Here is a 12,779-nt window from a genome sequence, read left to right on the forward strand (position 1 = left end):
CGAAAAGCATCTATCCTTTCCAAGCCATGTTCACAACAGGCCGCGAAACCGGCTCCGAATAGTTTATCTTGTCTGTTCCTTGAATATCCACATCGCCATTGATTTTCAACTTCACCTTCTTCACGCCCTGGCGCTCTGTAAGGGATAGAACGACAGCCTTAACCAACTCCGCAGGGACTTGATCTCCTTTTTCGAACATCGTGTCTGCCAAATCGATCGTAAGCATATCGCCATCAACCGCAATATCATTTATTTCCGTTTCCTTGGTTGCAACCATGTTCATCGATTTTTTGTCCAACGGTCCCGCTATCATCTGTTCGAGCGTTGTTCTCACTGGATCAGAAGATGGCTCAACCAATCTTGTCACAGGAATAAAGTAAGCTCTTCCCTCTTCGCTGTAGCTTGAGAAATATAAAGTCACCGGCATCGAGTGCAGGTAATTGACCGATAGATCCTTCTCTAAATTAATTCCAATTTGGCGTGACAATGGGGTGTCCATCGGCGTATGGTCAACCGGCATTTCGGTCAGTCTCTTGGAATCCATCCATAACTGCACCTGATCTACATTTGGCAGCGATGTAAGGGTCCAGGCGATAGACTCCATCACCTTACGTTCATCGTTTTTGTCGTATGAAGCAAATTCCTTGGACAGCTCCACCAATGCGGTCTTCTGCTCTGGCTTGAGGGTAACCTTTAAACTCGTCCCCTTCGGAAGGGTAGCGGTAAATCCCGGAGGCAGCATTCCCTGATGCACACCATCCTTCACAAGCATCTCCAGTGATGCTTGGGCAACAACGGCAGGATCTTCAGAGCTCCATTGATACGAAATGGGCGCCAAATAGCCATGGCGATCTTGAGCGTAAACCGTCATATTTGCTTTCTGCTGCGCTGCATCAGTTGGATTGACAGCACGATCAACCGCACCGCCCTCTCCTCCTGCTGCAGCCATCATTTTGGCTTCCACATCTGCTGGCGGCGGATCGATTGCACCGCTTGTGCCACCACAAGCCGTCAATAGAAAGGGCAGCATCAGTACTGCTGCCAGTACACCTTGTCGAAAATATTTTGTCCGCACCATAAGCGCAGCAACCTCCTCTATGCATCTATCGTGTGATCTGCGGGAGCCTGTCTACCTACATCGTGCATGCATAGGCGTCCCTTCGTCATACCCCTATATATACGATAAGGCTGTCCAAAACATGACGTAGTTTCATACATTGTAGCCTCAAAAAGCAAAAAGGAAGAGTAAGGAGAGAAGGGAATGGGTATATCATTGTCATATACCTTTCTCATGCTATGGTGAAGAATGAGTAGGTAGCATGCAATACGAATCAGAGATCGAGGTGACTTCCATGTCAGAACAAAAAGACACGAGAACAGCCAAAGCCTACAGCCTGGACAGCGAGAAGGTCGAAGCAGAAACACGCGAGTGGCTGCGCAAACGGGGAGTTCGTGTAGAGGATATTGCAGAATTGGTCATGTTCCTGCAGCAGAATTACTTCCCTGAATTGACAATAGACTACTGCATCTACAATGTGGAACAGGTGCTGAGCAAACGCGAAGTTCAAAACGCCGTCCTGACCGGAATCCAGCTTGATATTATGGCAGAAGAGGGCAAGCTTACACCTGCGCTGCAAGAGATGATTGAGAATGATGAAGGATTGTACGGCGTGGATGAAATACTCGCCTTCTCCATAGTCAACGTATACGGAAGTATCGGGTTCACCAATTATGGCTATGTTGACAAGTTGAAGCCAGGTATATTGGAGCGCTTGAACAATAAGGACAGTGGACAAATCCATACGTTCCTCGATGACATCGTAGGCGCAATTGCTGCAGCGGCAAGCAGTCGGATTGCCCACCGCAAGCAGGCAGAGCGTGAACAAGAAATGCAGTCCTTGTAATTCACTAAGATGATTGCCACCTTATGACTTGCTCAGAGTCCGTATTGGCAAGGCCACGACGTCTAAGCTCTACGAGATGAGCAAGAGTCTCACCCATGGCGAAACGGAACTGATGCACCATTAAACGATCCAGCGTACCGAAGCTGATACAGCACAACTCGTAAGCCGTCATCGGCTGATGAAGCGCGGCCTGCATCTCCTGTAGCCGTGCTTCATGATGCCGGATCAGCTCATCTGTCCGGTTCTTATAATAAGGAAACGGATGCCGGTGTCCCGGAAGCGCCAGTTCAACATCGAAAGCAGCGAGCCGTTCCAACCCAATAAGGAAGGAGTACAGCGGCTCGGGATCACTATTCGGCATAAGGCTAACATTGGGCGTAATTTGCGGAAGAACGTGATCACCGCACAGCATAATGCGCGAATCAGCATGATAGAAGCTCATATGCCCCGGAGCATGGCCACCCGTCTCTATTGGCTGCCAGTAATTATCTCCCAACAGCAATGGTTCTCCATCTCTGATGAAGGACACTTCCGGCAAAGGAGAAACTTGGGGGATAAAGCTATTCATATGTATGCCAATTGATTCTACAACCTCTGCAGGCGCTCCCTGCTTGTGGAACAGATCCTGCATATCCATCGTCATTGCAGCAGTTCCAGCCCACATCCGTTCCACATGTCTCCACCCGATTTCTGATAACCATACTGGTGCAGCTAAGCGCTGCTGAAGCCAGCCTGCCATACCGCTGTGATCTGGATGATAGTGTGTAAGGACGATGGAAGCCGTGTTTCCAGCCTCTATATTTAACTCTTCCATCAGATCAAGCCATGCAGCCTCTGTTTCCTCAGTTCGAAGACCTGGATCGACGATTGTCCATCCGGTTGAGCCTTGCAGTAAATATGTATTCACCCACCGAAGCGAGAAAGGAAGCGGCATTCGAACCAGAAAGATATGCTCATTCACTTGCTGAAACTTCATCTTAGCGTTCCCCCCAGACTAGATTGAGTCAATCACGAACCACGCATGCCATTATTTTCCTATCTTATCATCAACAGTGCTAGCATACCAACATCTCAATATCTCATTCCGGACGGGATCCAACCATAATCATTCGGGAGGAAGTAAACTCATCATATAACGACCCGTCATACCCGCCATATACCCTATCCATATGCAGCCCAGCCTGTTCAATCATCGAATGAAAATCCGCCAATTCATACAAACGAACAATTTCTTCATAATGGCGCCGTTCCCCTGTAGACTCGTCTGTTAGTGTAATCTCCTTCTTCACGAACCCATCCTCAATGAACCGGCGCTCTTGAATGGTTACCTCTTCATCCCTACGCTCCGATTCTGGAACCAGATGCTGTGATACATAGCTTGGATTTAGGAAATCAATAATAAATCGTCCGCCTGGGCGAAGCACCCGATTAATTTCATGGAATACCTTTCCATTGTCTTTGTCCACTTGAAAATACCCAAATGAAGTAAATAAATTCACGACGGCATCAAACGGCCCGCTAACTGGGAGCTCCCGCATATCCCCGGATAAGAAGGTTACTGCATGCATCTCATCTTGCTTAATCGCTTCCTTCAAAAGAACCTCAGATAAATCCACTCCTGTCACCTTGTACCCTACTTCCGCAAGCGCAAGAGAATGTCTGCCCATCCCACAGCATAAATCCAGTACCATCGCTGCAGGAGAAAGCTCCAGCCATTCCATCATCTGATGCACTTCCTTAGCTGCACCCTGAAAATCACGATGCTTATATACAACCAAATAGTCACGACCGAAGCTTCGCTCGTACCATTCTTTCATAACCATTCACCTCAATTTAAGTCTTCACTCCATTGTATCGAGTTGGGTTCGAAATGCAAAGATTCTTGCCTCATCCCTGCTGCAGGGTTTACACATATGATGGAAAAGGACTGCCCGACAGATAAGTAATTATCAGCGCTAGGCAGCCCCTTCCTATTAATTGCAAAGGCAAAAAAATTCTTATTCCCTATTCGTTCGATTCCCTATTACTTCCCTTTTCCTTGCACACTTTCGTTCTACTTCCCGGCAGGATTGATTTCAGTGAGCAGTACTTGGAGCTGATCAAACGAATAAGCGCTGTTGTCCTTCTCTTCCACAAAGCCACCGTAATTAGGGGATGAAGGGTGCTGTACAGCAAATGCATACATCCTGTGCTTCAATTGCTCAGCAAGCTCATGCTCATCCTTGTACTGAAGGAGTCTAACCGCAAGCGCATAGACCGATGGGGATTCGAATTCTTCTCGAACACTTCCATCCTCCGCATACACACTCGGAATCTTCCCTTTGTTTCTGCTCCACTCCTGTTTCAGAAATTGAATAGTTGCACTGACATCCTCGCCCTCTTCCGCCAAATAAAGCGCGGTATATAAGGAATCAATCATATTAATTTTCCCTGTTGAGGAAAAGCCTGTAGAAGGATTCCAATTGGCCCTAAACAACCCATTGCCCAAAGAGGAATCCTTCATCAGATTCAAACTGTTCATTCGAACCGTCTCCCACTTCTTATCAAACGCAGCAAGCATCCCCATCGTATGGATATCCATATAAGACATTGTTACACGATCCGAGCGGGATTTGAATTTCCAATCATAGTGATCGAACATGTAATCCTTGCTCACATTGCCATCAAGCAATGCCTTGCTGATCCCCTTCGCGATCCGTCTCGCCTCTTCAATTCCCCATTCCCGATCCGCTTCAAGCAATGCACGTGCAATGCGCAAATCATCGACTGCTGCATTCACCGCCGTCGGATCGTGCCGAGGGGAATACCGCCAACGGATATAGCCCTTGTCGGCTAATAGACGCCGCTGCAAAAAGGAAAACTGATTATCAAACAAATTGCGGTTGTTGATTTGTACCGCATGCAGCAGCATCAAGCCTGTTGATTCAGACAGCATCTGATGATTGGCCGCCTGATGCTCCGATTCGGGCAGATCATCACGTAAATTCGTGAAGATGCCCCCTTCTCCGCTCATCATGTGCTTCGTGACAAACAGCATGAGCGGGGATTCCTGTCCCGTCAGCTGGAGCGGCACTGCTGAAACCTGATTCGTATCTGACATCCATATATGTGCACCCACCCAAATGACTACAGTGAGTAGAACGGCCCCTACTAGCTTCCAAATAGTCGACCGAATTCTATTCTTTTTCAATGGAGATGGCTCCTTCCAAGTGAAATTCCGTTATTTCCGTCTCCTCTGTATTTCTCTTCAAATAAGCTCCGTTGTCCCTATAAGCACAATGCCGGACACTGCCGCTTTAGCAAACCGCACCTAATTGAACTTGCAATGAAGCCAGCCATTGCGTTCACCTTGCTTTTCCTTGATCAGATTATACGAACATGTTCGGTTTAGCGCATTAATAGCCATTACCTAGTCCTCGAGACGCATTGCCGCTGTCTTCATAAGTGATCTTTCTTATGAATATGCGTTCACGAGCCATTCTGCGGCGCACCGCAATCATCATGCAATGATCCCCGCTCAATGCGGTCAGTGTGTATTCATCCGTACAGAATGGTTCGCACTTTAAGGAGCTGCATCATTTCAATTCTTCAATCCTTTTCAGGATGCCATACTTCTCCCTCCAGTGTCCACCCTTCACGCGAGCCAATGAATATCCTCTTCTGATCCAGCCTGCTATACAGCTTGGAACTCAGAAGTCTATTGTTCCATGATGCATTCTCCATTTCGATGATAAAGCTTAATGCTGCAGGCATCTCGCACTAGGATGTGCTCGCTGTACGCAAAAAAACCTGAATGGCGAGGAAGCATGAGGCTCCCTTGCCATTCAGGTTGCGTTAGCAAAATGAATGAAATTACAGTCTAATTTCTCGGCCAAGCTCCGCCGATTCATAAATCGCATTCAGGATGCGAATCATATCTACACCTTGTTCTGGAGTAAATATAGGCTTCGCTTTGCCTAAGATGACGTCAACAAAATGATCAACATTTTCCTTATGTCCCGCTCCGTCTGTGAAACCTTCCGGCTTCATATTCATATGCTTGCCTGCTGCGACAGTGAACATTTGAAGCTCATTGTCATGCAGACTAAAGCCCGCTTCTGTCCCGCGCAGCTCAAGGAACGATTGCTCCTTCTCAATATGAGAAGCCCAGCTTACCTCAAGCTGAAGCGTCGCTCCATTGTCAAACCGGATAAATCCAGTCGCCAAGTCTTCTACATCGAACGTATCCCGACTGGCAGCAGGCGCTGCCTTATCCATGAAATGGCGGTATGTTGCTCCTGATACAGATACAGGCTTCGGATTGCCCATCAACCAAATAGCCAAATCGATCATGTGCACACCCAAATCAATGAGCGGGCCTCCCCCAGATTTCGATTTGGTCGTGAACCAACCGCCTGCACCTGGGATGCCTGATCTGCGAATCCAACCGCAGCGTCCCGTATACAACTGACCCATCTGGCCTTCCTCAATATACTGCTTCAAAAATTGGGAACGAGAACGGAAGCGGTTATTGCGCATTACCATCAGCACTTTGCCTGATTTCTCGGCAGCCTGCTGCATGCGAAGCGCATCTTCCGGGTTTGTCGCATCCGGCTTCTCGCAAAATACATGCAGCCCTTTCTCTAAAGCAGCAATTGCAACAGGCGCATGCAAGTAATTCGGGGAGCAAATATCTATAATATCCAGTTCCTCGCGTTCAAGCATCTCCTGCCAATCCTCATAAATCCGAACCTGACCAATGTGATCGGCAACTTCGCAGGCAGATGGCTTGTGCGGATCGCACACAGCGACGATCTGGACATATGGATTTGAGAGAAATGCGGGCATATGCGCCCCACGGAATATGTTCCCTGCCGAAACGACTCCGACGCGTAATGGTTGTGTAGAATCTATTGATGTCATGTTAAATACCCACTCTTTCTTTCCTAAATTGCAAAATGCTTAATTCAAAGGCTCTAACGGCTGTGCATTCCCATACTTCGGATAAGGACGCTCCGACGGCTTCGCCCATTTCACTGCATTTGCGATTACACGACGAATCTGCTCATTGTAGTAAGTTGGATATGTCTCGTGTCCTGGACGGAAATAGAACACTTTTCCCATACCGCGGTTATAACAGCATCCGCTGCGGAATACTTCCCCGCCTGTAAACCAGCTGACGAATACCAGTTCATCAGGCGCTGGAATATCGAAATGCTCTCCATACATTTCTTCGGCTTCTAGCTCAATATATTCCCCAATGCCTTCTGCAATCGGATGCCCAGGAGATACGACCCACAGCCGTTCTTTATCATTCGCCTCGCGCCATTTCAAATCACAGCCGGTGCCCATAAGCTTCTTGAAAATCTTCGAAAAATGTCCGGAATGGAGCACAATCAGTCCCATCCCGTGGAGCACGCGTTGATAGACGCGCTCAACAATCGCATTGTCCACCTCGTCGTGTGCCTTATGCCCCCACCAAATTAACACGTCGGTATCATTCAATACTTCCTCCGTTAAACCGTGCTCAGGCATATCGAGCGTTGCGTAGCGCACATGAAACTCCTGACCCAGTCCTTCGCCGATAGCTGTATGAATTCCTGTCGGATAAATGTCAGCCACCGTTTTGTTGTGTTGTTCATGTCTGTACTCATTCCAGATCGTTACGTTTTGTTTTGTCATCGCTGCATGCTCCTTTGTAGTCGAATCGTCCATTCGATTATATAAATCCATGAACAGACATTTGCTATTGTTCGTAAAGCAAAACGCATCTCCCTAACATCCCCTTGTGGACGAGAACGAGGAAGATGCGATGCATGTACACCTTATTTCTCGATTATACCCACCACATCTCGCCAAGCGGTTCCTTCATCAGAATTGGCTTCAAATTCTCAACTGCCTTCGTGAAGCCTTCATCAACCGACATTAAGCCGTCTTCATGCTCAATACTGACAACATAGTCATAGCCTAAAAGACGGAGAGCACTAATTATATCCGCCCATGTCTTCATATCATGACCATAACCGACCGTGCGGAACTGCCAAGCGCGATCCAACATCATCGTATAAGGCTGCATGTCTGTAATCCCGTGCTTATGCACGTTCACAGGATCAATTGTCGTATCCTTCGCATGGAAATGATGAATCGCATTTGACTGCCCTAATATGCGGATCGCTTGAACAGGATCGATGCCCTGCCACCACATATGGCTTGGGTCAAGGTTCGCTCCAATCGCTTCGCCTGCTGCCTCACGCAGACGGAGCATAGTGCCTGGAGAGTGAACCGAGAAGCCGCCATGCAGCTCAAGTCCGATTTTCAAGCCGCGTTCAGTTGCTAGCTTGCCAACCTCTGTCCAATAAGGAATGACCTTCTCATTCCATTGCCAGTCCAAAATTTCCTGATAGTCATTAGGCCATGGCGCTACCGGCCAGTTCGGGTATTTTGCGCCCTCATGGTCGCCCGGGCAGCCGGAGAAGCCGTTCACCACCGGCACATCCAGCTTCGCAGCCAAATCCAGCGTAGCGATGAAGTCGTCATGATATTGCTTTGCAATATCCTTCTGCGGATGCAGTGGATTGCCATGACAGCTCAATGCGCTAATCGTCAAACCACGGGAAGCAACTGCTTCCTTGAAAGCCTTGAGCTTCGCATCGCTAGCCAGCAGCTCATGCGGATTACAGTGCTTGTTGCCCGGATAACCGCCAGTACCGATCTCTACTGCCTCTACGCCTTTGGCCGCTACCGTATCAAGCGCCTCTTCCAAGGGCAATTGTCCGTACAATACTAAGAATACACCTAATTTCATAACCGTTCTTTGCCTCCTTCGGTTCTCAGTAAGCTCGCCTTCGTTGTCTTCTTACCGATTAGTCAAAGTAAATTGCTTTGCCGGTGCGGGAAGATTCGTAAATCGCTTCAAGAATCTCCGAAACCACGCAAGCTTGCTCAGGCGTAATAATTGGTGTCTTATCATTGTCAATCGCGTCGATCCACATGCGCATCTCTACATCTGGCGGGTTCTCAGAAGCACCCTCATAGAAATCAACGCCGCCAGCATTCAGCTCGAATTTTTGTTCATACAACTGGCCATACTTTTCGCCATTAATAGACAGACCATCATTCATGTCCGCTCCGCCTTCTGTACCGCAAAGTGTGCACTTCGCTTCAATACCGGAAGTCACGTTCAGCGCCCAGCTTGATTCCAAAATAATGGTCGCGCCGTTTTTCATCACGATCATACCAAATGCGGAATCTTCTACCGTGAATTTTTCTGGATCCCACGGCCCCCAAGCGTTTGCTGCATTCTCGCGGCTGCTCAGCTTATGGTAAGCTTTGCCGAGCACAATATGCGGCTCATAGTTGTCCATCATCCACAATGTCAGGTCGAGCGAGTGGGTACCGATGTCGATAAGCGGACCTCCGCCTTGCTTCTCTTCATCCAGGAATACGCCCCATGTGGGAACCGCACGGCGGCGGATGGCATGTGCTTTAGCAAAATAGATGTCGCCAAATGTGCCGTCTTCACACAATCTCTTCAAGTAGCGGCTGTCGCTGCGGAAGCGGTTGTTATATCCGACAGTCAGCTTCTTCCCTGTCCGCTTTGCCACTTCAACCATACGGCGTGCATCTTCTGCCTTCTTCGCCATTGGCTTCTCGCACAGAACATGCTTGTCGCTCTCCAAGAAAGCGATCGTAATTTCAGCATGAGAGTCGTTCGGCGTACATACGTGCGCGATGTCGATGCTGTTATCTTTCAAAACTTCTTTATAATCCGTATATATTTTCGCATCTGCCGTGCCGTATTTCTCTTTGGCTTCTGCCGCGCGCTCTTCAATGATGTCGCAGAATGCTACCATTTCCACATTGTTCAGCTTCGCCAGACTTGGCATATGCTTGGCATTCGCAATGCCGCCGCATCCGATGATTGCAATTTTATAAACCTTGGACATGAATCCATTCCTCCCAGAAAAGTGAATTAAATTGATATAAGATAAAGAATTTATCGTTCTATTTGTAGAGGCACGCACCTCTTGAAGTTCGTGTTACAGCCCAAGATTGTCCTTAATCCATTCACGGCTGCCGCGCACGCTATCAAGCGGAGCGCGCTGACAATCATCCTGCTCGACAATCAGCCATTCCGTTCCTGCTGCACGTGCAGCCTGTGCTACAGCTACCAGGTCGAGTTCGCCTTGACCAAGCTCCATCGTCATTGGATTGCCATTGTCATCATACTTCAAATCCTTGTAGTGAATGAAAGGAACACGGCCTGAATACTGATTGATGATCTCGAGCGGGTTATATCCGCCATGCTTCACCCAGCATACGTCCAGCTCAGTGAACAGCTTGTCTCCGGGCAACTTGCCAAACAGCAAGTCAAATACGGTTTCATCCCCGATTTTCGCTTCGAATTCATACCCGTGATTGTGATAGCCCAGCTTCATCCCATGAACTGCAAGCCGTTCAGCGACAGCCTCAAGCTTGCTTACTGACTCATTCAATATGTCTTCATCGGCCTCATGCAGCTTCGGGATACCTGGACAAATGATGTTACGGTTGCCAATAGCAAGATTCATTTCAATCTGCTCATCCAAATGATCTGTCAATTGCTCGATGCTGACGTGCGAACCTGCTGCCTTCAAGTTCAACCGCTTCAGTTCGCTGGCCAATTGCTCTGGCGTCAATCCACCGTAACCTGCAAATTCCACTCCCTCATAGCCCATAGTTGCCACTTGCTCCAGCGTTCCGATAAAGTCTCTGCCCATATCGTCGCGCAAGGTATAAAGCTGCACTCCAATTTTCAATGGATCCACCTCATTTTGTGTATGAATCTTTATGAAAGATAATGATATTAAGTTGTTTTTGAAAAGGTTTTCAATGAGCTGACTTCATTGTGCCACATTGCAAATTTGGTGTGAATGAAGGATATCCTTTTAACATGAACAATCTTGCTATCTTTGCTATACTCTTTGTAAAAGAAGCGAGGATTCTGAATTATAGGCACCGCGGAGGAAAATATGACTGAACCTGCTGTCAAACAAGAAGAATTTACAATTATGTACTCTGGACATGCCAGACACACCAAGCCATTCACGCTCGGCATACCGAAGCTGGAGCATTATCTCATTCGGATTCAGCTAGAGGGCAATGCCCATGTTTGGCTTGATGAAAGATATGTCGAATTCAAGCCTGGCGATATGCTAATGCTGGCTCCAGGCAGCCACTATGACTTGAAGATTGGTTATCGCCAGCCTGAAACTGGCGTTCCCCATAAAAAGGTTCATAGCCTGGACTATTATTTTATCTTAAATGGGCCTTGGATACAGGAATGGTGGAATCAGATGAAACCGCTCGGAAAGGCAGACATCGGAATCGATGATCGCCTCCTTTCCATTTGGCGGGAGATTATGCAGGAGCAGCGTTTATACGGAAGCCACAACATGAACGATATTGTTAAACACCTAAGCTTCGCGTACTTCCGCATGCTGGAGCGAACACTGAATGAGCGGGCACATCCCTCCTATTTGAATCGAAATCGAACAGAGCAGGTCGCCCATCACATGAAGCATTATATTGAGATGAATGTAACCGAGCCGTTCACCCTGCAAAATGTTGCAGACCGTGTCCAGCTCAGCGTCTCGAGAGCCTCTCATATTTTCAAAGAAACGTTCCATCAATCCGTCATGGATTATGCCATTCAACTCCGATTGACGATGGCATGCGAGCGGATTCTGCACGGATATATGCCGCTGGAGCAGATTGCTGAAATGTGCGGATTCCAGAGCTATTCGTACTTCCATCGTACCTTCAAAAATCGTCTCGGCATCGCCCCAAGCGATTTCCGAGAACAGCGTCAATTGGACAACCATGCCGAATCAGGCAAGTGATTAGGGCAAGAGTTGTGAGGAAATTGTGGTATTTTGCATAACTTCCTTGTGTTTCTCCTATAGATTGACTATGATGATATTGAAATTATTTTCATGATTATGAGATTTATCACTAAAATTATTTTCACCATATTGATGTAAGAGGATGATTGTTTTTGTCTAGCATATTGCACGCGATTCGGCAGCAGGTTCAGGATTTCCATCCGCAGGAGCGCAAAGTGGCGGACTATATTTTGCAATTTCCGGGTAATGTAGTGACGATGGGCATCACGGAGCTGGCTGAACAGTCCGGCACTTCACCCGCAACCGTCACTAGATTTTGCAAATCCCTTCATTTTCGGGGTTATCCGGATTTCAAAACGAAGCTGGCAGCCGATATGGCACAGCAATCCACTCCACTCTCCTATCAGGACATTATCGCAGGCAATCCGCTGCGCGATATTGTTACGGCCATCGAGTCCAATCATATTCGCTCGATATCCGACACGACGCGGCTGTTAGACATGATCACACTGGAACGTGCCATGCGCGCCTTCCAGGCGGCAAGACAGATCGATCTGTACGGGATGGCGACATCCGGCATTGTAGCCTTGGATTTCTATCAGAAGCTGATTCGCGTAGGCAAGCGTGCAACCTGCTTCTCTGACCCGCATATGCAGATTACATCTGCCGCCAATTTGAATGAGCAGGATGTGGCGTTCGCCATTTCCTATTCCGGAGAAACACCAGAAACGATTGATGCCTTGCAATGCGCGAAGGAGCGCGGAGCGACGACTATCTCACTTACGAAGGTCGGCGCCAACCGCCTAGCATCCCTGGCCGATATTAATTTATCCGCCTCCTCCTTGGAGGAGGGCATGCGCCGAGGCGATATGGCTTCACGCATCGCACAGTTGCACATCATCGATATCTTGTTCGCCGGAATGGTTAGTGAGAAATTCGATGATCATATTCCGAAGCTTGAGCAGTCGTATCGCATGGTACGCAAGTACCGTAAAGATAAAGGGAGGTAAAC

Annotated in this window: 12 protein-coding genes; 3 read left to right on the plus strand and 9 right to left on the minus strand. The window is 48.0% G+C overall.

What is annotated here, in order from left to right; genetic code table 11:
* Positions 1–10: 10 nt before the first annotated feature.
* Positions 11–1,078: a GerMN domain-containing protein gene (locus tag ACQ5BJ_RS21450; protein WP_268599240.1), complete on the minus strand. Its 1,068-nt coding sequence runs from the start codon at positions 1,076–1,078 to the stop codon at positions 11–13.
* Positions 1,079–1,352: 274 nt separating this feature from the next.
* Here ACQ5BJ_RS21450 and ACQ5BJ_RS21455 point away from each other — a divergent pair, with 274 nt between their 5' ends.
* Positions 1,353–1,904, plus strand: a complete 552-nt coding sequence (locus ACQ5BJ_RS21455) for a phosphatidylglycerophosphatase A family protein (protein WP_005547188.1) — start codon at positions 1,353–1,355, stop codon at positions 1,902–1,904.
* A 4-nt stretch (positions 1,905–1,908) separates the two neighbouring features.
* Here ACQ5BJ_RS21455 and ACQ5BJ_RS21460 read toward each other — a convergent pair whose 3' ends face one another.
* The 8 genes from ACQ5BJ_RS21460 to ACQ5BJ_RS21495 all read right to left on the minus strand — a co-directional run bounded on the left by ACQ5BJ_RS21460 (position 1,909) and on the right by ACQ5BJ_RS21495 (position 10,681).
* A complete protein-coding gene (locus ACQ5BJ_RS21460; protein ID WP_430112298.1) occupies positions 1,909–2,880 on the minus strand; it encodes an MBL fold metallo-hydrolase in 972 nt (323 codons plus the stop codon).
* Between the two features lie 103 nt (positions 2,881–2,983).
* Positions 2,984–3,721, minus strand: a complete 738-nt coding sequence (locus ACQ5BJ_RS21465; protein ID WP_268599242.1) for a class I SAM-dependent methyltransferase — start codon at positions 3,719–3,721, stop codon at positions 2,984–2,986.
* Between the two features lie 236 nt (positions 3,722–3,957).
* Positions 3,958–5,094, minus strand: coding sequence for a glycosyl hydrolase family 8 (locus ACQ5BJ_RS21470; RefSeq protein WP_430112300.1), 1,137 nt, complete (start codon positions 5,092–5,094; stop codon positions 3,958–3,960).
* Positions 5,095–5,756: 662 nt separating this feature from the next.
* Positions 5,757–6,806 carry a Gfo/Idh/MocA family protein gene (locus tag ACQ5BJ_RS21475; RefSeq protein ID WP_430112302.1) on the minus strand — a complete coding sequence of 350 codons (1,050 nt, stop codon included), beginning with the start codon at positions 6,804–6,806 and terminating at the stop codon, positions 5,757–5,759.
* Between the two features lie 39 nt (positions 6,807–6,845).
* Complete coding sequence (locus ACQ5BJ_RS21480; RefSeq protein WP_268621093.1) at positions 6,846–7,565, minus strand: ThuA domain-containing protein; 720 nt, start codon at positions 7,563–7,565, stop codon at positions 6,846–6,848.
* Between the two features lie 154 nt (positions 7,566–7,719).
* Complete coding sequence (locus ACQ5BJ_RS21485; RefSeq protein ID WP_430112304.1) at positions 7,720–8,688, minus strand: sugar phosphate isomerase/epimerase family protein; 969 nt, start codon at positions 8,686–8,688, stop codon at positions 7,720–7,722.
* A 58-nt stretch (positions 8,689–8,746) separates the two neighbouring features.
* Positions 8,747–9,829 carry a Gfo/Idh/MocA family protein gene (locus ACQ5BJ_RS21490; RefSeq protein ID WP_268594120.1) on the minus strand — a complete coding sequence of 361 codons (1,083 nt, stop codon included), beginning with the start codon at positions 9,827–9,829 and terminating at the stop codon, positions 8,747–8,749.
* Between the two features lie 93 nt (positions 9,830–9,922).
* Positions 9,923–10,681, minus strand: coding sequence for a sugar phosphate isomerase/epimerase family protein (locus ACQ5BJ_RS21495; RefSeq protein ID WP_412071038.1), 759 nt, complete (start codon positions 10,679–10,681; stop codon positions 9,923–9,925).
* A gap of 213 nt (positions 10,682–10,894) precedes the next feature.
* Between ACQ5BJ_RS21495 and ACQ5BJ_RS21500 the strand changes: the two genes are divergently transcribed.
* Both ACQ5BJ_RS21500 and ACQ5BJ_RS21505 read left to right on the plus strand, forming a co-directional pair.
* On the plus strand, positions 10,895–11,764 hold the full coding sequence (locus tag ACQ5BJ_RS21500) for an AraC family transcriptional regulator (protein ID WP_005547179.1): 870 nt from the start codon (positions 10,895–10,897) through the stop codon (positions 11,762–11,764).
* Between the two features lie 155 nt (positions 11,765–11,919).
* Positions 11,920–12,777, plus strand: a complete 858-nt coding sequence (locus tag ACQ5BJ_RS21505; RefSeq protein WP_163978770.1) for a MurR/RpiR family transcriptional regulator — start codon at positions 11,920–11,922, stop codon at positions 12,775–12,777.
* Positions 12,778–12,779 lie beyond the last annotated feature (2 nt).

Source organism: Paenibacillus sp. B1-35 (assembly GCF_050474385.1).
GTDB classification, from domain to species: domain Bacteria; phylum Bacillota; class Bacilli; order Paenibacillales; family Paenibacillaceae; genus Paenibacillus_B; species Paenibacillus_B alvei.